The organism is Ornithinimicrobium ciconiae, assembly GCF_007197575.1.
GTDB lineage: Bacteria > Actinomycetota > Actinomycetes > Actinomycetales > Dermatophilaceae > Ornithinicoccus > Ornithinicoccus ciconiae.
Genome location: NZ_CP041616.1, coordinates 788,616 through 810,064, shown reverse-complemented (window position 1 = coordinate 810,064; position 21,449 = coordinate 788,616). Strand labels below are relative to the sequence as shown.

General features: G+C 68.7%; 19 protein-coding genes. 5 read left to right on the top strand and 14 right to left on the bottom strand.

All coding sequences use genetic code 11. The features are described 5' to 3' along the window. Nucleotides 1-159: 159 nt before the first annotated feature. Together FNH13_RS03685 and FNH13_RS03680 are read left to right on the top strand one after the other, a co-directional pair. A complete protein-coding gene (locus FNH13_RS03685; RefSeq protein ID WP_228266687.1) occupies nucleotides 160-2,202 on the top strand; it encodes a cytidylate kinase family protein in 2,043 nt (680 codons plus the stop codon). A 101-nt stretch (nucleotides 2,203-2,303) separates the two neighbouring features. Continuing rightward, nucleotides 2,304-2,795, top strand: coding sequence for a tetratricopeptide repeat protein (locus FNH13_RS03680; protein WP_143782226.1), 492 nt, complete (start codon nucleotides 2,304-2,306; stop codon nucleotides 2,793-2,795). Nucleotides 2,796-2,812: 17 nt separating this feature from the next. Here FNH13_RS03680 and FNH13_RS03675 read toward each other — a convergent pair whose 3' ends face one another. The 8 genes from FNH13_RS03675 to uxaC form a co-directional block, all read right to left on the bottom strand. Further along, on the bottom strand, nucleotides 2,813-2,968 hold the full coding sequence (locus FNH13_RS03675; protein ID WP_143782225.1) for a MetS family NSS transporter small subunit: 156 nt from the start codon (nucleotides 2,966-2,968) through the stop codon (nucleotides 2,813-2,815). Further along, nucleotides 2,965-4,521 (bottom strand): sodium-dependent transporter, encoded by a 1,557-nt coding sequence (locus FNH13_RS03670; RefSeq protein ID WP_143782224.1) that lies wholly within the window; start codon nucleotides 4,519-4,521, stop codon nucleotides 2,965-2,967. Before FNH13_RS03670 ends, FNH13_RS03675 begins: the two co-directional genes overlap by 4 nt. Nucleotides 4,522-4,594: 73 nt before the next feature. Beyond that, nucleotides 4,595-6,517, bottom strand: coding sequence for a chorismate-binding protein (locus FNH13_RS03665; protein WP_143782223.1), 1,923 nt, complete (start codon nucleotides 6,515-6,517; stop codon nucleotides 4,595-4,597). A gap of 108 nt (nucleotides 6,518-6,625) precedes the next feature. Further along, on the bottom strand, nucleotides 6,626-7,201 hold the full coding sequence (locus FNH13_RS03660) for a DapH/DapD/GlmU-related protein (RefSeq protein ID WP_143782222.1): 576 nt from the start codon (nucleotides 7,199-7,201) through the stop codon (nucleotides 6,626-6,628). 56 nt (nucleotides 7,202-7,257) lie between these two features. Beyond that, nucleotides 7,258-8,553 carry a lactate racemase domain-containing protein gene (locus FNH13_RS03655; protein ID WP_143782221.1) on the bottom strand — a complete coding sequence of 432 codons (1,296 nt, stop codon included), beginning with the start codon at nucleotides 8,551-8,553 and terminating at the stop codon, nucleotides 7,258-7,260. Nucleotides 8,554-8,563: 10 nt separating this feature from the next. Beyond that, nucleotides 8,564-9,088 (bottom strand): gluconokinase, encoded by a 525-nt coding sequence (locus tag FNH13_RS03650; protein ID WP_143782220.1) that lies wholly within the window; start codon nucleotides 9,086-9,088, stop codon nucleotides 8,564-8,566. Next, entirely contained in the window at nucleotides 9,085-10,464 is a 1,380-nt protein-coding gene (locus FNH13_RS03645; protein ID WP_143782219.1) for a mannitol dehydrogenase family protein, read from the bottom strand. Before FNH13_RS03645 ends, FNH13_RS03650 begins: the two co-directional genes overlap by 4 nt. A 12-nt stretch (nucleotides 10,465-10,476) precedes the next feature. After that, nucleotides 10,477-11,886, bottom strand: a complete 1,410-nt coding sequence (gene uxaC, locus FNH13_RS03640) for a glucuronate isomerase (protein ID WP_143782218.1) — start codon at nucleotides 11,884-11,886, stop codon at nucleotides 10,477-10,479. Between the two features lie 134 nt (nucleotides 11,887-12,020). On the opposite strand from uxaC, the gene gndA reads away from it, so the two are divergent. The 3 genes from gndA to larB are packed head-to-tail and all read left to right on the top strand — an operon-like array spanning nucleotide 12,021 to nucleotide 15,141. Next, nucleotides 12,021-13,445, top strand: a complete 1,425-nt coding sequence (gene gndA, locus FNH13_RS03635; protein WP_143782217.1) for an NADP-dependent phosphogluconate dehydrogenase — start codon at nucleotides 12,021-12,023, stop codon at nucleotides 13,443-13,445. Beyond that, entirely contained in the window at nucleotides 13,446-14,408 is a 963-nt protein-coding gene (gene larE, locus FNH13_RS03630; protein WP_321169213.1) for an ATP-dependent sacrificial sulfur transferase LarE, read from the top strand. Further along, nucleotides 14,401-15,141 (top strand): nickel pincer cofactor biosynthesis protein LarB, encoded by a 741-nt coding sequence (gene larB / locus FNH13_RS03625; RefSeq protein ID WP_143782216.1) that lies wholly within the window; start codon nucleotides 14,401-14,403, stop codon nucleotides 15,139-15,141. Before larE ends, larB begins: the two co-directional genes overlap by 8 nt. 3 nt (nucleotides 15,142-15,144) lie before the next feature. On the opposite strand, the gene FNH13_RS03620 is transcribed toward larB, so the two are convergent. The 6 genes from FNH13_RS03620 to ilvN form a co-directional block, all read right to left on the bottom strand. Further along, nucleotides 15,145-16,455, bottom strand: a complete 1,311-nt coding sequence (locus FNH13_RS03620) for a TRAP transporter large permease (RefSeq protein WP_143782215.1) — start codon at nucleotides 16,453-16,455, stop codon at nucleotides 15,145-15,147. Nucleotides 16,456-16,457: 2 nt separating this feature from the next. Next, the gene (locus tag FNH13_RS03615) at nucleotides 16,458-16,964 is read right to left on the bottom strand and encodes a TRAP transporter small permease (protein ID WP_143782214.1); all 507 of its coding nucleotides are present in this window, start codon (nucleotides 16,962-16,964) and stop codon (nucleotides 16,458-16,460) included. A 1-nt stretch (nucleotide 16,965) separates the two neighbouring features. Continuing rightward, a complete protein-coding gene (locus tag FNH13_RS03610; protein ID WP_143782213.1) occupies nucleotides 16,966-17,976 on the bottom strand; it encodes a TRAP transporter substrate-binding protein in 1,011 nt (336 codons plus the stop codon). A gap of 163 nt (nucleotides 17,977-18,139) precedes the next feature. Continuing rightward, the gene (gene ilvD / locus FNH13_RS03605) at nucleotides 18,140-19,768 is read right to left on the bottom strand and encodes a dihydroxy-acid dehydratase (RefSeq protein WP_229576593.1); all 1,629 of its coding nucleotides are present in this window, start codon (nucleotides 19,766-19,768) and stop codon (nucleotides 18,140-18,142) included. A gap of 125 nt (nucleotides 19,769-19,893) precedes the next feature. Further along, nucleotides 19,894-20,922 carry a ketol-acid reductoisomerase gene (gene ilvC, locus FNH13_RS03600; RefSeq protein WP_143782211.1) on the bottom strand — a complete coding sequence of 343 codons (1,029 nt, stop codon included), beginning with the start codon at nucleotides 20,920-20,922 and terminating at the stop codon, nucleotides 19,894-19,896. A 121-nt stretch (nucleotides 20,923-21,043) separates the two neighbouring features. Then, nucleotides 21,044-21,364 carry an acetolactate synthase small subunit gene (gene ilvN / locus FNH13_RS03595; protein WP_143782210.1) on the bottom strand — a complete coding sequence of 107 codons (321 nt, stop codon included), beginning with the start codon at nucleotides 21,362-21,364 and terminating at the stop codon, nucleotides 21,044-21,046. Between the last annotated feature and the right edge of the window lie 85 nt (nucleotides 21,365-21,449).

Here is a 21,449-nt window from a genome sequence, read left to right as displayed (position 1 = left end):
CGGGAACCCACCTGTTCAGCCCCCGCGTGCCTTTCTCTCCTATAGTCGAGCGAACAGTCTGATTCCTGGCGCTCACGCGTCTGGGGAGGAGCGATCATGGCGAAGAAGCGAGCCACGGACAGTGGGACGCTCTCGGGTCGGCAGGTCTTCTCTTAATCGCTGGGCGACGTCGCCAACAACCTGACGTTCATGATGACGTCGATGTTCCTCATGGTCTATATGACCGACATCGCGGGGGTTTCGGCCGGGGTCGCGGGCACCATCTACGGTGTCACCAAGATCTGGGCGGGCGTCGCCGATCTGATCGCCGGCCAGACCGTGGACCGCACCAACACCCGCTGGGGCCGATTGCGTCCGTGGCTGCTCTTTGGCAGCACTCCTCTGGCGATCGTCTTCGTCCTGCTGTTCAGCGTGCCGGCCGGTCTCAGCCCCGCGCTCACCATCGCTTGGATCTTCCTGCTGGACGCGATCTTCCAGCTGGCCTACTCCTTCGTCAACATCCCGTATGGTTCGCTCGCCTCGGCGATGACGCAGGACCCGGTTGACCGTTCGAAGCTGTCGGGAGCACGTTCCATCGCGGCCTCGCTGAGCGGTGTCGCGCTGTCAGCGGTGGTCGCTCCGCAGTTCCAGGACACCACCGGCGACGGTGTGCGGCTCCAGTTCACCCTGACCACGGCGGCACTGGGACTGGTTGCGGTTGTGCTCTATCTGATCTGCTTCAAGAACACGAAGGAGGTCGTCCCACGCAGCGCGACCCCGATCTCCCTGAAGCGCACCCTGAGGATGATCCGCAAGAACCAGCCGCTCCTCGTCCTGTGCCTCGCCGCATTCTTCCTGCTCGCCTCGATGTTCATGATGAATGCGGTGGCGATGTATTACGCGCGCTACATCCTGGGCAACGCCGGGTGGTACACATTCTTGACGCTGGCCCAGGCCGTCGGCACAGTGCTCATCGCCTCCCTGGTCCCGGGGATCACCACCCGCTACGGCAAGCGCAACGGCTATATCGGAGCCGCGGCGATCACGGTCCTGGCGTTCGTCCTGATCTACCTCGTGCCCTCGGGAAGTCTGCCGATGGCGATCGTTGCCTGGCTCGCTTTCGGCGTCGGCACGGGCGGCACCAACGCCCTCATGTTCTCGATGCAGGCTGACACCGTCGACTATGGCGAGTGGAAGACCGGGGTGCGCGCGGAGGGCGGCTCCTACTCGATCCTGTCCTTCATCCGCAAGGTCGGTCAGGGCGTCGGGGGCTGGGCCGGAGCCGCGCTCATCGGCGCCTACGGCTACGCCGCCCAGGCCGATGTGCAGGACGCGACGGCGCAGCAGGGCATCCGCCTGGCCACCGGCCTGGTGCCTGCCGGCATCGCGGTCCTGGCTGGCGTGGTGATGATCTGGTACACCCTCAACGTCGACACCCACCGGGCCATCGTGCGCGACCTCAACGTCCGACGCTCCGAGGGCGCGATCAGCAGCACCTTCGGAGTTGACTCCTCGCGGGTGCGGTCCGAGGAGCTCGGCGACACCCGCGACCTGCTGCTGCGCCCACGCTCCCGGGGAACCCTGCCGGTGGTCACCATCTTTGAGCGAGAGGGCGCCGGGGCCACAGACATCGGCCCCGCGGTGGCCGAGAAGCTCGGGGTCAAGTACGTGGCTCAGAAGTTCAGCTCCGACCAGGTGGCCGGGGTCACCACCCATGCCCTGACCTCCGACACCGCCTTCGACCGCTGGCTGCGAGCCGTCTCCTACACCGGCACGCAGGACGCGGACATGGCCAGGGCGATTGACTTTGCCGAGGACCACGTGGTCGCCGAAACGAACCGCCGGGAGCTGTTGAAACTCGCCGAGAACGGTGCCGTCATCGCGGGCCGCAACGGGGCCCTGGTGCTCGGTCGTGCTGTCGGCTCGCTGCACGTGCGGCTGACCGCACCCATCGAAAAGCGCATCGAACGGGTGATGTCCAAGACGGGGCTGAGCGCTGCCGAGGCCGAGCGACGGATTGCTGTCGAGGACCGCGTGCGGGCCGAGATGTCCCGCAACCTCTATCAGTGGGACCCGCACACCGACGAGTACTACGACCTGGTGATCAACACTGGCACCGTGACGTATGCGCAGGTCGTCGACATGATCGTTGGCTATTACCGCAGCAAGTACCCCGAAGCCGATTCCTCGGCCCCGACGAGCACTCCTCCGCCGAGCACCTGACGTCCCAGCACCACGGCTACCGCCTCGTCGCGCACTGGCGACGCACGACGCCGCGACCCGGCAGGCACCCACGGTGAGGCAAGCGCGGGCACTATAGGGGCATGGACCACGAGGAATACCGTCTGCGCTGCATCGAGCTGTCCGAGGCCTTCGACCGCGGGGACTTCGCAGCGGCCGAGGCCGGCTGGCACGAGTTGCTCGGGAGAGCGGAACTGCCGCAGATCGATCGTGCCGTGCTGGTGCACAACCTGGCCCTGACTGTCTCGGCGGCCGGTCGCGACGACGAGGCGGAGAGTTACTTCGATCAGGCGATCGCGCTGGAACAGCCACTGATGCGCGCCCTGGCCAGGGCCGGGAAGTCAGACTGGCTCGCCGGTCGGGGCCGGACGTCGGAGGCGGTGGCGATCCTGGAGCAGGTGATCGCGGAGCCGTGGATGACGTGGGGCGAGCGAGACGCGTTGCAGCGCCGGATCATCGCGTTCCGGGAACCGACAGCCCCGGGCAAGGACGGCGGGACCGCCACCGCAACCACGTCTCAGCCAGGCTTCGAGCCCGAGTCGTCGCGCAAGAAGTGGTTCGGCAGGCGCGGCTGACGCCGGGAGCCGGGTCGTCAGGTGTCGCGGGGCCAGGAGACGTTGCCCTCCCGGTCCCGGGGTGGCTGTCCACCGGCAGCGCCGGAACGGACGTAGTAGACGACGGCCAGGGCAAGACCGCCCCACAGGATGATGATCGCCAGCAGCAGGAAGGCGATAGCGGTGCCGGTCATCGGACCTCCTCCCTCTCCTCTTCCTCACGCAGGTCGTCCGGATCGAAGAGCTCGTCCTCGTGCCTGCGATCGCGGCGGCCTGGCAGCGCGGTGAAGACGAGGGCGAAGATGATCGCAAAGCCGACCGCACCCCAGCCCATGAGGTTGAGATACCAGGTCGGGTAGCCCTCGTAGCCGTCGATCAGCAACGAGTAACCCGTCGAGCCGAGCATCACCAGGAGCATGATCGGCACGACCACCGCGATGAGCCAGTGCCACCACATGCCGACCTGGAAGACGGACACCCGGTTGAGGTGGGCCCGCAGCTCGGGCAGCTTGCGCACCCCCCAGGCGACGATGACCGTCATCAGGATCGCCGAGGTGATGATGCCGATCTCGTTGATGTACTTGTCGACGGTGTCCAGGGTGTAGAGGCCGGTCGTCGTGGCGAACAGCAGGATCGAGATGGTGCCGCAGACCCCGACGATCAGGGCCGAGGCCGCCGCCCGGCCGAGGTCGAACTTCTCCTGCACGGCAGCGACGACCACCTGGGTGATGGAGACCATCGAGGTGAAGCCGGCCAGCACCAGGGAGCCGAAGAACAGGACGCCGAAGATCGGGCCGCCGGGCATCATCGAGATGATCTGCGGGAAGGTGACGAAGCTCAGGATCGGGCCGGTGATCCCCTCCAGCTCATTGACGCCGACTCCGCTCTGGGCAGCCATGAAGCCCAGCGTCGCGAAGACACCGATACCGGCCAGGATCTCGAACGAGGAGTTCGCAAAGCCGGCGACCAGGCCGGTCGATGCCAGGTCGGACTTGCGCCGCAGGTAGCTGGAGTAGGTGATCATGATGCCGAACGCGATCGACAACGAGAAGAAGATCTGCCCGTAGGCCGCCAACCACACATCGGTGTTGGTCAGCTGCCCGAAGTCGGGCGTGAAGAGCGCGTTGAGACCCTCCATGGCCCCGTCCAGGAAGAGCGCCCGGACGACCAGGATGGCGAACAGGACCACCAGCAGCGGCAGGAAGAGCTTGTTGGCCTTCTCCACCCCGTTCTGCACACCGAGCACCATCACGAACATCACCGCGAGCCAGACGAGCAGCAGCGGAAGGAGCAGGTGGCCGACGACGTCGAGGCTCAGGCCCGGCTCGTCGGCCAGCTCCAGGTAGTCGCCCAGGAAGAACGCGGTCGGGTCATCGCCCCAGGCCTCGTTCACCGAGAAGATGGTGAAGCTCGCGGCCCAGGCCAAGATCACGCCGTAGTAGCACATGATCACGAAGGAGATCGCGACCTGGAACCAGCCGAGGGCCTCCCCGCCTCGGAACAACCGACGGAAGACCGTCGGCGCCGAGCCCTGGTAACGGTGGCCCAGTGCATAGTCCAGGAAGAGAATCGGGATGCCCGCGGTGAGCAGCGCGACCAGATAGGGGATCAGGAACGCGCCGCCGCCGTTCTCGTAGGCGACACCTGGGAACCGCCAGATGTTGCCCAGGCCGACCGCGGAACCGATCGCGGCCAGCAGGAATCCGGTCTGACCCGACCACTGCTCACGCTTGGTTGCCTTCGCCATCTGCACAGTGTCCACCCGAATCGCCCCGGCGTCTAGATACTCACCAGTCGCAGGAGTCCCATGCCCCTTTCCGTCAATCCAGGGCGTGCCGGATCATCGCGTGCAGCGTCACCAGCCCGTCGCGGGACAGCACCGACTCCGCGTGGCCCTGGATGGTCGCGATGCCCGGGCCGCGCAGCGCCACGACCCCGTGCACCGGATCGCTGGACACCTCCAGCTCCACCCGCTCCCCCGCCCGGTCCAGCACTGCGGCTCCCGGCCTGGCGACAAAGGTGTTGTAGAACCCGATCCGCGCCGGGGTCCCCCACAGGTCGACCTCGAGCTGGACCCCCTGGTTGGGGCGGTCCAGCTTGCTGATCTCCAGGCCTGCCAGGCGGGAGAGCACCTGGTGGCTCAGGCAGACCGCCAGCAGGGGCGCCCCCGAGGCCACCCGCGCGCCGATCAACCGGCGCAGGTGCGCCAGCCGCGGATCTGCGGGATCGTCCGGGTCCCCCGGGCCAGGCCCGAAGAGCACCAGGTCGGGTCCGGCGATCTCCTCGACGTCGACCTGGTCCCATCGGCTCACCCGCGCGGTCAACCCGAGGTGCCGCAGCTGGTGGGCCAGCATCTGGGTCCACATGTCCTCCGCGTCAACGACCAGGACGTCGACGCCGATCAGCACCGGGTCCGGCCGCGGCTCCTGCGGGGACAGCCAGAAGGCAGCCAGGGTCTCGTTGCGCGCCTCGAGTGCCTCCCGCGCCCCGGGGAGCTCGGCAAGCTCGGGCGTCTGCCGGATCAGGCGGCGCGGGCGCAGCCCCAGCGCGGCCAGCATCCCGCTGGCCTTGGCGGTGGTCTCCGCCACCTCCGAGACCGGGTCGGAGTGCCGCACCAGCGTCGCGCCGGCACTCACGGTCACCGTGCCGTCCTCGCCGAGATGTGCCGCACGGATCAGGATGGGTGCGTCCAGGGATTCTGGGCCAGCGGCCTCCGGGTCGTCGGCGGCACCGGGACCATCCGGCATACCGCGTCCGTCGCCCTCCCGCTCCAGCAGGGCGAGCACCCCGGAGTAGTAGAGCCGGCCGCCCGGCTCGTGCCGGGTGATCACGGTGCAGGCGTTCTCCATCGGGGAGCCGGTCACGGTGGGCGCGAACATGGTCGCCCGGAGCACGTCCCTCGGGTTCGCCTCGGCACGGCCGTCCAGGAGGTACTCGGTGTGGGTCAGGTGCGCCATCTGCTTGAGGTAGGGCCCGGTGATCCGCCCCCCGTCGGTGCAGATCTGGGACATCATCTTCATCTCCTCATCGACCACCATGAAGAGCTCCTCGGTCTCCTTGGTGTCGGCGATGAAGCGCCGGAAGGACGGCTCCAGCTCCGCCGGGTCCGCCGGGTGCCGGAAGGTGCCGGAGATCGGGTTCATCCGCACGCGACCGGCGCGGAGCGAGACGTGCCGCTCGGGGGTAGCCCCCACCAGGGTGTGCCCGGGGGTGCGCACCGCGAAGGTCCAGTAGGTGCCGCGCTCGTCGGTCAGCAGCGTCCGGAACCAGGTCAGCGCGGCCCGCGCCGGGGCGGTCTCGGTCCGGGCCAGGACGTCACGGCGGATGACGAAGTTGGCGCCTGCCCCGTTGCCGATCTCGTCCTCGATGACCCGGCGCACGATCTGCGCATAGTCCTCGTCAGAGACGCTGAACCGCTCGTCGGTCACCTCGACCGGGTCCGTCGGTAGGGCGGCGACCACCTCGTCGACCTTGAGGCGCGCCACCTCGGTGGCGACCAGGACGCGCAGCGGCGCCCCGTCGTCGTGGGCGTCGAAGCCTCGCTCAGTGATCTGCCGGAAGGGCACCATCGCGAGGACGGGGTGCTCCAGCTCTGCGGCAGGTATGTCGGCCAGTTCCCCGACGTCGTGCACGTCACCGACGAGGAGCTCGACCTCGGGGCCCTCCTCGCGCCACAGCAGCGCCCAGGACAACCCGTCGGGGTCGGCGAGGACACGGTCGAGCAACGGATGCACGGAAGGCATGGGCTGATCCTGCCATCAGCGTCGGCGCCGCCAGTCATCCGGCCCAGGGCCATCGGTGGCGACGAGTCAGCCGAGGACGGCGCAACACCCGTTTGCCGCCAGCCGCGGTCAGGCCTCGAAGCCGGTCTCGCGGATGACCCTGGCCGGCACGCCCGCGACGATCGTGTTGGCTGGGACGTCCTTGGTCACCACGGCTCCGGCACCCACCACGGCGCCGTCGCCGATCGTGATGCCGGGCACGACCGTCACCGACGCCCCCAACCACACCTTCTGTCCGATCACGATCGGGGCAGGGAGCATGTCGCCGCGTCGCTGCGGATCCATCCCGTGGTTGAGCGTGGTCAGGGTGCTGCCGTGGCCGATCAACGAGCCGTCGCCGATCGTAATGCCACCGGTGTCCTGAAACCGGCAGCCGATGTTGATGAAGACTCCCTTGCCCAGCCGCAGGTTCTGACCAAACTCGCTGTAGAACGGTGGGAACAGCGCGACCGACTCATCGACCGGTCGGCCAGTCAGCTGCGACAGCAGGTCCCGCACCTCCTCCGGGGTGCGGTAGCTGCCATTGAGGTCAGCCAGGATCCGCAGCGCCTCCTGAGCCCGGCCGTGCATATAGGCGTGGGCCTCGGAGCCGGCCTCGACCAGCGCCCCGCTGTTCACGTGGTCCAGAAAGTCCTGCAGGTTCATGGCATTCACCTTTCCAAACGGTCGCGGCGGCAGGGCGTCGGTCAGGACCCGGTGGCTCAGCGATCGCCAAGCTTCTCCTTGGTGGCCCACAGACCGGCCGACGGGGTGGAGATGTAGAAAACCCGCTCACCGTCGGGCATCTCGTTCCAGCCGTCCTTCATCACGTCCGGGTTGTAGCGCTCCAGGGCGTTTTCGAGCGACATGTACTGGTAACCCACGGACTCGATGTCCTCCTGGGAGAGGGCACCGGGGGCGTAGGTGATCGTGAAGCGCCCCTCGGACGAGCCGTGCACCAGGTGCGCGGTGCCGTGCGGGATGTCCTGCATGTCGGCCTCGGTCCGATAGAGCTCGAGCACCTCGGACTGGGACAGGTAGCCGTACTTGCGGATCAGCTCGTCGACCTCGGGCTGCTCTCCGAAACGCTCGACACCGGGGGCGATGACGAGCAGCTCACCGCCGTCGGCGATGGCCATCCGGGTGCGATAGACGGCCTTGTTGGCCACCCAGGTCGCCCGGAACTCATCGGCCTGCATGACGGCGACAATCTTGTCGACCGGCTCGTCGAAGGCCGTGATGTTCTGCGCCTTGGAGGCCCGCGCGGCGTCCAGGTAGGTGTCCAGGTCGTCGCCGACATACACCCCGGTGTGCACCAGCTGGCTGTTGTCGTCGTAGTCCATCACGACCTGGAAGTAGAGGTCCTTGAGGTCGCCCAGGAAGTGCTCCTCGGCATAGTTGAAGCAGTGCCGCACGGGGGTGATGAGGTTGCCCAGGTTGTTCTCGATGCCATAGACCGCCGAGGCCATGTGCGAGGAGCCGAGCAGCCGCTTGCCACCGAGCCCGATGAAGTAGTTCTTGTTGTGGTTGGCATAGCCCAGGACCTCGTGCGGCACGACGTGGCCGATGTTGATGATCAGGTCCCAGTCCTCGGTGACCGTCATGGTGTTGAGGTCGATCGGAATCTCCCAGTCAACGGCGCCACCGGTCTGCTCCCGGACGAACTCCGCCGGCACCGTGCCGACGTTGGTGACCCCGTTCTTCCAGTCGTGGACGTGGATCCGCTCCTCCGGGATGTTCCCGAACATCCACCGGTTGTCCTCAGGGGTGTGCGGGACGTGCTGGCCGAGGGTCGGGATGAGGTGCACGTCCGCGCCCTGCTCGGTGAGCAGGTTGTAGAAGTGCTCGGTCATCCAGCCGACACCGGCGTGGGCGCGGGTGATGTCCGGCGGCAGCAGCAGGACCCGGGTGTATGACGCGATCCCGAGCCGCTCCTTGGCTTCGGTCAGGGTCCGCTCGATCATCTCCTCGATGGTCGCGCGGTCGATGGGCTTGGCCTCGTGCTTGAACCAGGTCATGACGGCCAACCTAGTCCTGGGGGCCGAAGGATTCCAGGGGGCCGCGATCCAACCACGCGACGGCCGCGTCGACGAGCTGGTCGGGGGTCAGCACCAGATCGAGGACCACGCCGCGCTCGTCCTCCTGCAGCTCCTCCAGGATGGTGAACTGTGAGGTGAGCAGGCTCGCGGGCATGAAGTGGTCCCGGGCCCGCATCCGGGCCTCGATCAGCTCCGCAGGTCCGTGCAGGTGGACGAACTCCGCCAGGACGTGGGTCCTGAGCAGGTCGCGATAGCTGCGCATCAGCGCCGAGCACGCGAGCACGGTCGACTTCCCCGCCCGTCCCTGTTCGGCCATCCACTCGGCCAGCGCGAGGAGCCAGGGTCGCCGGTCGGCGTCCGTGAGGGGGATGCCGGCGCGCATCTTGTCGATGTTGGCCACAGGGTGGAAGGAGTCCGCGTCGGCGAAGGTCCACCCGACGCGCTCGGCCACCAGGGCGGCGATCGTGCTCTTGCCCGACCCCGAGACTCCCATCACCACCACGTGCCGGGTCATGAGGATGCCGCGGCCTCGAGGGCGGCGATCTGACCCAGCACCTGCGAGACCAAGTCGTCCGCCGGTGCGTCGATGCCCATCCAGCCGAGCACGGTCCGGACCGCCTCGGCCGGTTCGGCGGCGGCCACCTCGGCCACCCGGTCCTGCTGGGCGTCGGTGACCGGGGCCCCGTGGCCGTGCAGGTGCGCGATCCAGGCGGCGACCGGGCGGGTGGCCCCGGCCGGTGAGCGTCCGGCAGCCACCTCGCCCGCGAGCACCGGACCGAACCGGATCGGCACCTTCTGCGAGCCGTCCGCGGCGATCTGCGCGAGCAGGTGGCGGATCCGTGAGTTGGCGAAGCGCTCCACCAGGGCCTGGCGATAGGCGGCGACCTCGTCCGCGTCGACCTCGAGGTGTGCGGCGGCCACGTCCCACCACTCCTCCACCCAGCCCCGCACCGTCTCGTCCCCGATCGCGGCCGACACGGTCTCGTGACCCAGGATCGAGGCGCCATAGGCCATCAGGGAGTGTGAGCCGTTGAGCAGCCACAGCTTGCGCTGCTCGTGCTTGCTGACGTCGTCGACGAACTGGGCACCTGGCCACTCCGGCCGCCCGCGGGGGAACTCGCCGGCCAGCACCCACTCGGCAAACGGTTCGGTGACCACGACCTGCGGGTCGTCCACGTGCAGCAGCTCGCCAACGGTGTCGCGGTCCTCGTCGGTGCCACGCGGGGTGATCCGGTCGACCATCGTGGTCACGACGGTGACGTTGGCCTCGATCCAGTCGACCAGCGTCGGGTCGACCTGCTCGGCCAGGTCGCGCACGACTCGGGCGACCATCGCGCCGTTGTCGGGCACGTTGTCGCACGGCACCAGCGCGATCGGCCCGGCATCAGCGCCGCGGCGGGCGAGGAGGCCGGCCACCAGACGGCCCGGGGTCGTGCTCACCTCGCTGCTCTCCGGGTCAGCCCGCAGCGCCTCGATGTCCGCAGCCACGTCCAGGTCCGTCAGGTCCAGCCCGCCCTCAGTGTCGCGGCGATAGCCCGCCTCGGTGACGGTGCTGGTGACCAGCGCCAGCTCCGGCGAGGCGAAGTAGCCGCGCAGCGCGGCGAGATCCCTCCCCGGGTGGACGGCGCTCAGCGAGCTGACCACCTCCGGCCGGTCCCCGTCGGGCTCGCGCACGAGGAGGGTGTAGATCCCGTCCTGGGCCGCAAGGTCGTCGGCGACCCCGGCGGAGCGGCCGGTGAAGGCGGCATAGCCCCACTCCGCGGCGTCCTGCGAGTGCTCGGTGAACCACGCCTGGTGGGCGCGGAAGAAGTTGCCGACACCCAGGTGGACCATCCGCACCGGCGCGACCGGGCGACCGTGCTCCTGGCGACTCAGTCGCTGCTCACTCATCAGGCCTGCCTCTCAGAGGTTGAACGCCGCGGAAGGGATCGTGGTGACCAGGTCTATGGCGATCTGGTGCGCGTCCTCCTCACGCAGCCGGTGGTCGGCGACGAGCCTGGCGAGGAAGCCGCTGTCCAGCCGCCGCGACATGTCGTGCCGGGCCGGGATGGAGCAGAAGGCCCGCGTGTCGTCGATGAAGCCCGAGGTGCGATAGAAGCCGATCGTGTCGGTCACCGCTGAGCGATAGCGACCGATCGCCTCCGGTGCGTCGAGGAACCACCAGGGCGCCCCGGCATACACACTCGGATAGAAACCGGCCAGTGGCGCGATCTCGCGGCTGAAGACCGTCTCGTCGAGGGTGAACAGGATCAGCTTGAACCCGTCGGCGGTGCCGAACCGGCTGAGCAGGTGCTGCAGCCCACGGGTGAACTCCATCTGGATCGGGATGTCGTGGCCGGTGTCCGGTCCGTGCGCTTCGAGCGTCGGCTCGTGGTGGTTGCGGTAGGACCCGGGGTGCAGCGTCATGACCAGGCCGTCCTCGGTCGCCATCCGCGCCATCTCGACCAGCATGTGCCGGCGCAGCGCGGTGGACTCATCCTGCGTGGCGGTGCCGGCCAGCGCCCCGGCATAGATCCGGGCGGCCTCCGACTCCTCCAGGGCGAGGGTCACGACATCGGCGTGGCTGTGGTCGCTGGAGACGGCACCGTGCTCGGCGAAGTAGCGGCGCCGGTTCTCGAGGGCCGCCACGTAGCCGGCATACGACCCGGTGTCCTCACCCGAGACCTCGCCCAGGCGGGCGACCAGGTCAGCGAAGTCGGGGCGGCCGGGCTCGAGATACTTGTCCGGGCGGAAGGTCGGCAGCACCCGCCGGTCGAAGGTGTCGTCCGCAGCGAGCGCGGCGTGGTGCGCCAGGTCGTCGCACGGGTCGTCCGTGGTGGCCAGCACCGAGATGTCGAACTGCTCCATGAGGGCACGGGGCCGGAAGTTCTCACCCGCGATGACCTCGGCGATCCGGTCATAGCTGGCGTCGGCGGTCTGCGGCGACAGCGTCTGGGTGAAGCCGAAGATGCCGACCAGCTCGTCCTCGAGCCAGTAGCGCACCGGTGTGCCGAGGAAGAGGTGCCAGTGCTCGCACAGGTGCGCCCAGGCCCGGCGGGCTCCCGCCTCGTCCAGCTCAGCGCCCCCGACCCCGAGCTCGGCGAGCGGCACGCCGGCGGCGTGCAGCATCCGGAAGATGTAGTGGTCGGGGCTCAGCAGCAGGGAGGTCGGGTCCTTGAATGGCGTGTCCTGGGCCAACCACTCCGGCGGCACGTGACCGTGCGGGCTGATGATCGGCAGGTCCTGCACCGCCGCATAGAGCTCCCTGGCGATCTTCCTCGTGCCGGGGTCAGCGGGGAGGAGGCGGTCCGGATGCAGTGCTGCAGTGCCCATGCCTCCATCCAACCCGGTCTGTCGGCAAGTCTCTAGTGGTGGGGTCTGACCAGGTCCGGGACCCTCCTCTTGTGAACGTCCGCCGGGTTGGGGAGAGTAGGCCCAAGCGCAGGTCCCCACCCACAGGAGAAGACATGGTCGCAGCAACAGCTCAGGTAGGCGTGATCGGTCTGGCCGTGATGGGCAGCAACCTCGCCCGCAACTTCGCCTCCCGGGGCCACACGGTGGCGGTCTACAACCGCACCGTCGCCAGGACCGAGACCTTCAGCGCCGACTTCGGCGCGCACGGCACCTTCGTGGCGGCGCCCACCCTCGAGGAGTTCGTGGCCGCCCTGGAGCGACCGCGCAAGGTGATCATCATGGTCCAGGCCGGCCTGGGCACCGACGCCGTGATCGAGCAGCTGATCCCGCTGCTCGAGAAGGACGACATCGTGGTGGACGGCGGCAACGCGCACTACGAGGACACCCGTCGGCGGGAGGCTGCGCTGCGCGAGGTCGGGCTGCACTTCGTGGGGGCGGGCATCTCCGGTGGTGAGGAGGGCGCCCTCAAGGGACCGAGCATCATGCCCGGTGGCAGCCCTGAGTCGTATGCCGCGCTCGGCCCGTTGCTGGAGGACATCTCGGCCAAGGTCGACGGGGAGCCCTGCTGCGCCTACATGGGCACCGACGGCGCCGGTCATTTCGTCAAGATGGTGCACAACGGCATCGAGTATGCCGACATGCAGTTCATCGCCGAGGCCTACGACATCCTCACGGCGGCCGGGATGACCGCCCGCGAGGTCTCGGACGTCTTCCGCGAGTGGAACACCGGCGACCTGGACTCCTATCTGATCGAGATCACCTCCGAGGTGCTCGACCAGGAGGTCGACGGCAGACCCCTCGTCGAGGTGATCACCGACCAGGCCGAGCAGAAGGGCACCGGCCGCTGGACCGTGCAGATCGCCCTCGAGCTGGGGGTGCCGGTCAACACGATCGCCGAGTCCGTCTTTGCCCGCTCCACCTCCGGCCACACGGGCCTGCGTGAGGCCTCGCAGGGGTTGACCGGCCCGGACCGCACGATCTCCACCGACGACCGCGCGGCGCTCGTGGACGCGGTGCGCGCCGCCCTGTGGAGCTCCAAGGTGGTCGCCTACGCCCAGGGTCTGGACCAGATCCGCACCGCCAGTGACACCTATGGCTGGGACGTCAACATCTCCGAGGTGGCCCGCATCTGGCGCGGCGGCTGCATCATCCGGGCCAAGCTGCTCGAGCGGATCCGCCAGGAGTATGCCGGGGCGAACCTGGCCACCCTGCTCGCCGCCCCGTCGGTCGCGGCCGAGCTGGGCAACTCCCAGGACGCGTGGCGTCACGTCGTCGCAGTGGCCACCCAGGCCGGTGTCCCGGTGCCGGGCTTCAGTGCGGCGCTGGCCTACTACGACACGGTCCGGTCGGAGCGGCTGCCCGCGTCCCTGGTCCAGGGTCTGCGTGACTTCTTCGGCGCCCACACCTATACGCGCATCGACAAGCCCGGCACCTTCCACACGCTCTGGTCCGGGGACCGGAGCGAGGTGGAGATCTGAGTGGTCGACACCCATCGTCTCCTTCCCGTTGTTGAGGTCTCCCAGGCCGGAGTCCCCAGCACCCCCCCGGCCACCCTGCTCACCGGCGGGGCGGACCTGCCGGTCGCCGCGCGGGTCGACGCCCACCAGGGCGTCTCCGCCGAGGTCGCGGCCCTGATCGAGGCCGTCACCGCGCACCTGCCTGCTGAGGGCAGGCTAGGTGTGGCCTACTCCGGCGGCGTGGACTCCACCACCCTCCTGGCCGTCGCGGTCCGCGCGCTGGGGGCCGACCGGACTGTCGCCATACTCGGCGTCTCTCCGAGCCTGGCCACCGTCGAGCGGGCGGCCGCCCACGACATCGCCGGCCAGATCGGGGTCGGCGTCGTCGAGGTGCCCACGGACGAGGGGTCGTCGCAGGCCTATCGCGCCAACGGGCCGGACCGCTGCTTCCACTGCAAGGACGAGCTGTTCGCCCGCATCGACGACGACGTCGCCGTGGCCCACGGGCTCACCGCGATCAGCTATGGCGAGAACGCCGACGACGCGATCCGGCCGGACCGCCCGGGTGCCCGCGCCGCCACCGAACACCGCGTGCTCCGGCCGCTGGCCGACGCGGGGCTGACCAAGGCCGACGTGCGGGCGGTGGCCGCCGCCCTCGGCCTGCCCAATGCGGACAAGCCGGCGGCCCCGTGCCTGGCCTCGCGCATCCCGCACTTCAAGGAGGTCACCCCGGAGAAGCTGACCCAGATCGACCGGGCCGAGGCGGCCGTGCGCGCCCTGGGCTTCTCGGACTGCCGGGTTCGCCACCACGACGACGTCGCGCGTCTGGAGCTGACCGACCACGAGCTGGCCCGCGCGGCCGACCCGCAGGTCCGCACCGCCCTCGTCGAGGGGGTGCGCGCCGCCGGCTTCCGGTTCGTGGCCCTGGACCTGGTCGGCATCCAGTCCGGCGCGTTCACGATGCCGCTCGTGTCCCGTGGCTGACCCGCCCGGCACTCCAGCTGACCAGCCCGGCACCCCAGCTTCCCCGCCGACCACCAGCCTCGAGGGCATCGCGGAGTTCGACTTCGGCCGGGCCGCACGGCGCGGCTATCCCGAGGCGGTGCTCTGCGAGGGCAAGACGATGGAGCACCTGGTCGCGATCGCCCGTGCCATCGGTGAGCGCGGTCGCTCCGACGGGGGCGACCCGTTGGGCACGATCCTGTTCACCCGCGCATCAGCGAGCCAGGCCGAGGCCGTCTGCGCGGAGCTGCCCGGCGCGGTCCACGACCCGGTGGCCCGCATCGTCGCCTGGCCGGGTCCGGTGCCGGAGCCCAGCGGTGGCACCGTCCTGGTCCTGTGCGCCGGGACGGCCGACATCCCGGTGGCGCGCGAGGCGTTGCTGACCGCCCAGCACCTCGGCCGGCCGGCCGAGCTGGTCGTCGACGTGGGCGTCGCGGGCCTGCACCGCATCCTGGCGCGCGTCGACCAGATCGCCGCCGCCTCGGCCATCGTGGTGGTGGCCGGGATGGACGGCGCGCTGGCCAGCGTGGTCGCCGGCCTGGCCTGCGCCCCGGTCATCGGCGTGCCGACCTCGGTGGGCTACGGCGCGGCCCTGGACGGGCTGGCACCGCTGCTGTCGATGCTCAACGCGTGCGCTCCCGGGGTGGCCGTCGTCAATATCGACAACGGCTATGGCGCCGGACACCTGGCCGCGCAGATCGCCGCCAGCGCCTGACTGCTAGTCGCCGAGCAGCCCCAGCATCTCCGGGATCCACAGCGACAGCGGTTCGACATAGATCACCAGCAGCAGTCCGCCGACCAGGGCCAGCAGGAACCAGATCAGCTTGCCGACGACGGGTTCGATGCCCATCCCCGCGACGCGTGCCCCGACGAAGAGCACGTTGCCGACGGGCGGGGTGATGACACCGACGGAGAGGGCATAGACGATCATCGTGCCGAAGTGCACCGGGCTCATGTCGAAGGACGTGACGATCGGCAGGAAGATCGGGGTGAAGATCAGGATCGCGGGAGTCGGGTCCATGAAGGTGCCGACCAGCAGCAGGATGATCATCATCAGGAACAAGATCACCTGCGGGCTGTCCGTGAGCCCGAGCAGCCCGTCGGACACGGCCTGGGGGATGTGGGAGAAGCTCATCACAAAGGACAGGGCCGTCGAGACACCGACCAGCAGCATGATGATGGCCGTGGTGCGGGCGGCGTCCAGCAGCGCCTTGGGCAGGTCCGAGACACCGATCGTCCGATAGGCGAAGCCGAGGACCAGGCAATAGACGACCGCGATGGCCGACGACTCGGTCGCGGTGAAGATGCCGCTGACGATGCCACCGATCACCACGACGATCATCAGCAGTGACGGGACGGCCCGCCAGATGACCAGCAATGCCTCCGAGAAGGTCACCGACGACGGCGGCTGAGGGGTGCTGAACCGGCGATAGGTCAGCAGCACGACCAGGATGCAGGCACCGGCCCAGATCATCCCCGGGATCACCCCCGCCATGAACAGCGCGGAGATCGAGGCACCACTGACCAGTGAATAGACGATGAAGGTGTTGCTTGGCGGGATCAGCATGCCGGCCGGGGCAGACGCGACGTTGACGGCAGCCGACCACTTCGGGTCGTAGCCCTCCTCCTTCATCCGCGGAGTCATCACCGTGCCGATGGCCGCGGCGGCAGCCACCGCGGCACCACTGACGGCTCCGAACATCGCGTTGGCCACGACGTTGGTGTTGGCCAGGCTGGCCGGCGTCCTGCCCACGAGCACCTTGGCGGCGTCGATCAGGCGGCCGGCGATGCCACCGGTGTTCATCAGCACGCCGGCGAGCACGAAGAACGGGATCGCCAGCAGGGTGAACGAGTTGATGCCGGTGAACAGCCGCTGGCTGGAGACCAGGGCAGCCTTCTCGACGTCGAGCAGGACGATCGCGGCAAAGAAGGACCCGAGGCCGATGCTGACCGCGATCGGGACGGAGAAGACGATGCCGATGACGATCGTGCCGACCAGGACGATCGCCGCGAGTGCAATGGGATCCATGGTCACACCACCTGGGGGTCTTCCTCGTGCGCGATGGCTTCCTCAGCACCACGCAGGACGGCCTGGAGGTGATAGACCGCATAGAAGGCGATCAGCACCCCGACGATGGGCATCGCGAGATACATCACGCCGACCTGGGTGGGCAGGGCGCTGAGCGACTGGTTCCAGGCGCCGTTGGCCGCACGCAGTCCGCCGTACACCAGCACGGCGAGGGCGAAGAGGATGATCGACAGCTGGACACAGACGGCAACGACCTTTTGCACTCGCGGTGAGAACTTGTCCACCACGAAGTCCACCGCGATGTGACCACGCTCCGAGAAGACCAGTGCCGTGGCGAACAGACCGACCCACACGAACGTGTAGCGGGCCAGCTCCTCGGTCCACGCGCTGGGTGAGTTGAGCACCTGTCGGGTGAAGACCTGCCAGACGACAATCACCACCAGCAGGGCGAACAGGACCACCGAGGCGCCCTTGAGCACCTGGTCCAGCCCCTTCTTGATCGGTTCCACGTCAGCCTTCCTGGCTCGGCGCCGCAGCGCGGATCTTGTCGTAGAGCTCTCGTTGCACGGGCGTGGTGAGGAAGGTATCGGCCAGCGGCTCCAGCGCGGCCTGGACCGCTGCCTGGTCGATCTCGATCCACTCTGCGCCGCCCGCTCTGGCACCGTCGATGGCCTCCTGCGTGGCCTCACCCCAGAGCTCGGTGTGGTCCAGATAGGTGTTGACCCACTCATCCTCGAGCAACTGGCGGTCGGCGGGGTCGAGATTCTCGAGCATCTCGGTGCTGGCCACCATGTAGTCCAGTCCGACCAGGTGGTTGGAGTTGGTGAAGTAGGGGGCGACCTCGAAGTGCTTCTGGGTGAAGTAGCTGACCTCGTTGTTCTCGGCGCCGTCCAGCACACCGGACTGCAGTGCGGTGTAGACCTCGCCGAAGGCCATCGGCGTGGGCGACCCGCCCAGGGCGCGCACCATGGCCAGGTTCAGCTCGCTCTCCTGGACGCGGATCTTGACGCCATCAAGGTCAGCGAGGGAGCTGATCTCGTCCTTGACGTAGATGTGCCGAGACCCCTGCGTGAACCCACCCATCACCGTGAGGTCGTTGCTGTCCTCCAGGGAGGTGTAGAGCTCCCCGACGATCTCCGGGTCATGCACGACCGGCATCTGGTGCTCGACGGAGTCGAAGACACCCGGCATGTTGAGCACCAGGAAGTCCTTGCTCAGGTTCTCCATCTGGGACCCGGAGATGATGCCCAGGTCGATGATGTTGTCGCTGAGCAGCTGCAGCACCTCGGCCTGGGCACCGAGCGTCTCGTTGGGGAAGATGTCCAGCCGCATCCGCCCGTCGGTCTGCGCCTCGAGCCGGTCGCTGTAGTTGGCCAGCGCGACATACGACGGGTGGGTCTCGGTCTGGTTGAGCGCGACCCGCAGGATGGTGACGCCACTGCCCGCACCCCCGCCCCCACAGCCGGCCAGGCCGAGGACTACCGCCACTGCCGTGCCAAGCGCCAGGATCCGCTGTCTCATGGGCGGCCTTCCGTCAGTAGGGCTGGTGGTGGCCACACTAGGCCAGCGCTGCCACTGTGGCGACAGGTCCGGCACGCGCCGTTGGTGAAACGTTCTGGCCGGGGGTGATGGGGCACCCCCGGCCACCGCGACGACGGGCACTGCGCCGGGCAGGCCAGCCGCGTCAGCCGGTGACGGCGCCCTCGGACGCGGACCCGACCAGCTTGACGTATTTTGCGAGCACTCCACGGGCGGCCCGGGCCGGAGGGGGCGGTGGAGTCCACACAGCGCGGCGCTGGGTGAGTATGTCGGGGCTCACCTCGACCTCGAGCGTCCCGCGCGCGACGTCGAGGACGATGGCGTCACCGTCCTCGACCAGGGCGATCGGCCCACCCTCGGTGGCCTCGGGCGCGATGTGGCCGACGCACAGGCCGGTGGTGCCGCCGGAGAAACGTCCGTCGGTGATCAGCAAGACATCCTTGCCCAGGCCGGCACCCTTGATGGCGCCGGTGATCGCGAGCATCTCGCGCATGCCCGGACCACCCTTGGGGCCCTCATAACGGATGACGACGACGTCACCGGCACTGATGGTGCCGTTCTCCAGCGCGTCCATCGCTGCGCGCTCACCGTCGAAGACCCGAGCGGTGCCACGGAAGACCTCGGAGTCAAAACCGGCTGACTTCACCACCGCACCACCCGGAGCCAGCGACCCGTCCAGGATCGTGAGGCCGCCGGTCTTGTGGATCGGGTTCTCCAGGGCCCGCAGCACCGTGCCGTCCAGGTCCGGGGGCGGCACGTCGGCGAGGTTCTCAGCCACCGTCCGACCCGTGACGGTCAGGCAGTCGCCGTGCAGCAGACCCGCGTCGAGCAGCGCCTTCATGACCACGGGGATGCCGCCCACCCGATCCACGTCGACCATGACGTGCTGGCCGAACGGCTTGACGTCGGCCAGGTGCGGCACGGTGGCACCGATCCGGCGGAAGTCGGCCAGGGTCAGCTCCACGTCGGCCTCGTTGGCGATCGCCAGCAGGTGCAGCACCGCGTTGGTCGACCCGCCGAAGGCCATCACGACCGCGATGGCGTTCTCGAATGCCTCCTTGGTCATGATCTGACGCGCCGTGATGCCCCGGCGCAGCATCTCCACCACGGCCCGCCCGGAGGCCCGGGCGATCCCGTCACGGCGCCGGTCCGTGGCTGGCGGGGCCGCCGACCCAGGCAGGGCCATGCCCATCGCCTCCGCGACCGCGGCCATCGTGTTGGCCGTGTAGAACCCGCCGCAGGCGCCCTCACCGGGACAGATCGCACGCTCGATGGCGTCGACGTCCTCGCGGGACATCAGGCCGGCCGAGCAGGCACCGACCGCCTCGAACGCGTCGATGATGGTGACCTCGCGGGTCGACCCGTCGGACAGCTTGGCCTGCCCGGGAAGGATGGTGCCGGCATACACGAAGGCGGCGGCCAGGTCGAGGCGCGCCGCAGCCATCAGCATGGCCGGCAGTGACTTGTCACAGCCGGCCAGCAGCACCGATCCGTCCAGCCGCTCGGCGGCCATGACCGTCTCGACGGAGTCGGCGATGACCTCGCGGGAGACGAGCGAGTAGTGCATGCCCTCGTGGCCCATCGAGATGCCGTCGGACACGGAGATGGTGCCGAACTCCAGCGGATAGCCGCCCGCCTCGTGCACGCCGTCCTTGGCGGCCTTGGCCAACCGGTCGAGCGAGAGGTTGCACGGGGTGATCTCGTTCCAGGACGAGGCGACACCGACCTGAGGCTTGACCCAGTCGTCATCACCCATCCCGACGGCCCGGAGCATGCCGCGAGCAGCAGCACGCTCCAGACCGTCGGTCACGTCCCGGGACCGGGGCTTAGGGTCGACAGATCCCGGCGCGGACCCTTCAGACGCCCCGGCAGGGGCCCGGGAAGTATCAGAGGTGGTGCTCACCGCGCTGCGGTCCCCTCGACGTAGTCGCTGTCGTGGGACTTGACCCACGACATCATGCCGCGCAGCTCGCGACCGACCGCCTCGATCGGGTGGTCCTCGCCCTCGGCCCGCAGCTTCTTGAACTCCGGCGCGCCGGCGTCCTGGTCGGCGATGAAGCGCGCGGCGAAGGTGCCATTGCGCACGTCCTCGAGCACCGCCTGCATGTTCTCCTTGACCTTGTCGTCGATGACGCGCGGGCCGGAGACGTAGTCGCCGTACTCCGCGGTGTCGGAGACCGACCAGCGCTGCTTGGCGATGCCGCCCTCATACATCAGGTCGACGATCAGCTTGAGCTCGTGCAGGCACTCGAAGTAGGCGACCTCCGGCTGGTAGCCCGCCTCGGTCAGGGTCTCGAAGCCCTTCATGATCAGCTGGCTGACACCACCACACAGGACCGCCTGCTCGCCGAAGAGATCGGTCTCGGTCTCCTCGGTGAAGGTCGTCTTGATGCCACCGGCGCGCAGCCCGCCGATGGCGGCGGCATAGGACAGCGCCAGGTCCCAGGCGCGCCCGCTGGCGTCCTGCTCCACGGCGACCAGCACCGGCACACCCCGCCCGTCGACATACTCCCGGCGCACCAGGTGACCGGGGCCCTTCGGGGCGACCATGCACACGTCCACCCCGGCCGGCGGGGTGATGTAGTCGAACCGGATGTTGAAGCCGTGGCTGAAGAAGAGCGCGTCGCCCTCCTCCAGGTGCGGCTCGATGGCCTCGGTGTAGAGCGTGCGCTGGATGTGGTCCGGGGTCAGGATCATGATCAGGTCAGCCTCCTGGGCCGCCTGCTCCGGAGTGACCACCCGCAGCCCCTCAGCCTCCGCCTTGGCGCGGGAGCGGGAGGTCTCGGGGAGGCCGACGCGCACGTCCACCCCGGAGTCACGCAGCGACAGCGCGTGCGCGTGCCCTTGGCTGCCATAGCCGATGACTGCGACCGAACGGTCCTGAATCAGACCGAGCTCGGCGTCGTCGTCGTAGTACATCTTGGCCATCTGAAGTCGTTCTCCTTTTCCCCATGTCGTGGGGAGGGTCGGTTACGGGTTTCGCGGAACTTTGGGGAGGTGTGGCACGGGCAGGCACGGCGACCGCTGCGTCATGCCCTTCCCAGCACGGTCAGGCCCAGGCAGCGGCCATCGCACCGACCGGGCGCGGCCCGTTGTCGTTGATCGCCCACAGCTGGTCGCGGATCGCAGACGGGTCGGACAGCTCCTCGATGTGGATAACCTCGATCAGCTTGTCTAGCTGGCTGGTCACCTTGTGCAGTTGCTCGTCACCGACGTTGAGCACGATGGTCATCCGGGAGACCTTGGGGTCCTCGGTGGGGCCGACCACCAGGTGGTCGATGTTGAAGCTGCGGCGGGCGAACAGGACCGAGACCCGGGCCAGGACACCCGGATTGTTCTCGACCAGGACAGACAGTGCGTGACGGCTCATGGTGTGCTCCCTACGTTGGCGTCACCGCGGGACTGCGGCGACAGGTGTATGTCGTGTGCTCGGGCGGCGTCGTTGCCGCCCGGTG

Bases quoted from the DNA above. Each gene is read 5' to 3' on its own strand.
- FNH13_RS03620 (WP_143782215.1), bottom strand. From the start codon at position 16,455: ATGGATCCCATTGCACTCGCGGCGATCGTCCTGGTCGGCACGATCGTC.
- FNH13_RS03660 (WP_143782222.1), bottom strand. From the start codon at position 7,201: ATGAACCTGCAGGACTTTCTGGACCACGTGAACAGCGGGGCGCTGGTC.
- uxaC (WP_143782218.1), bottom strand. From the start codon at position 11,886: ATGGGCACTGCAGCACTGCATCCGGACCGCCTCCTCCCCGCTGACCCC.
- FNH13_RS03650 (WP_143782220.1), bottom strand. From the start codon at position 9,088: ATGACCCGGCACGTGGTGGTGATGGGAGTCTCGGGGTCGGGCAAGAGC.
- FNH13_RS03665 (WP_143782223.1), bottom strand. From the start codon at position 6,517: ATGCCTTCCGTGCATCCGTTGCTCGACCGTGTCCTCGCCGACCCCGAC.
- FNH13_RS03670 (WP_143782224.1), bottom strand. From the start codon at position 4,521: ATGGCGAAGGCAACCAAGCGTGAGCAGTGGTCGGGTCAGACCGGATTC.
- ilvD (WP_229576593.1), bottom strand. From the start codon at position 19,768: ATGCTCCGGGCCGTCGGGATGGGTGATGACGACTGGGTCAAGCCTCAG.
- FNH13_RS03610 (WP_143782213.1), bottom strand. From the start codon at position 17,976: ATGAGACAGCGGATCCTGGCGCTTGGCACGGCAGTGGCGGTAGTCCTC.
- FNH13_RS03680 (WP_143782226.1), top strand. From the start codon at position 2,304: ATGGACCACGAGGAATACCGTCTGCGCTGCATCGAGCTGTCCGAGGCC.
- FNH13_RS03675 (WP_143782225.1), bottom strand. From the start codon at position 2,968: ATGACCGGCACCGCTATCGCCTTCCTGCTGCTGGCGATCATCATCCTG.
- ilvN (WP_143782210.1), bottom strand. From the start codon at position 21,364: ATGAGCCGTCACGCACTGTCTGTCCTGGTCGAGAACAATCCGGGTGTC.
- FNH13_RS03645 (WP_143782219.1), bottom strand. From the start codon at position 10,464: ATGAGTGAGCAGCGACTGAGTCGCCAGGAGCACGGTCGCCCGGTCGCG.
- gndA (WP_143782217.1), top strand. From the start codon at position 12,021: ATGGTCGCAGCAACAGCTCAGGTAGGCGTGATCGGTCTGGCCGTGATG.
- ilvC (WP_143782211.1), bottom strand. From the start codon at position 20,922: ATGGCCAAGATGTACTACGACGACGACGCCGAGCTCGGTCTGATTCAG.
- FNH13_RS03655 (WP_143782221.1), bottom strand. From the start codon at position 8,553: ATGACCTGGTTCAAGCACGAGGCCAAGCCCATCGACCGCGCGACCATC.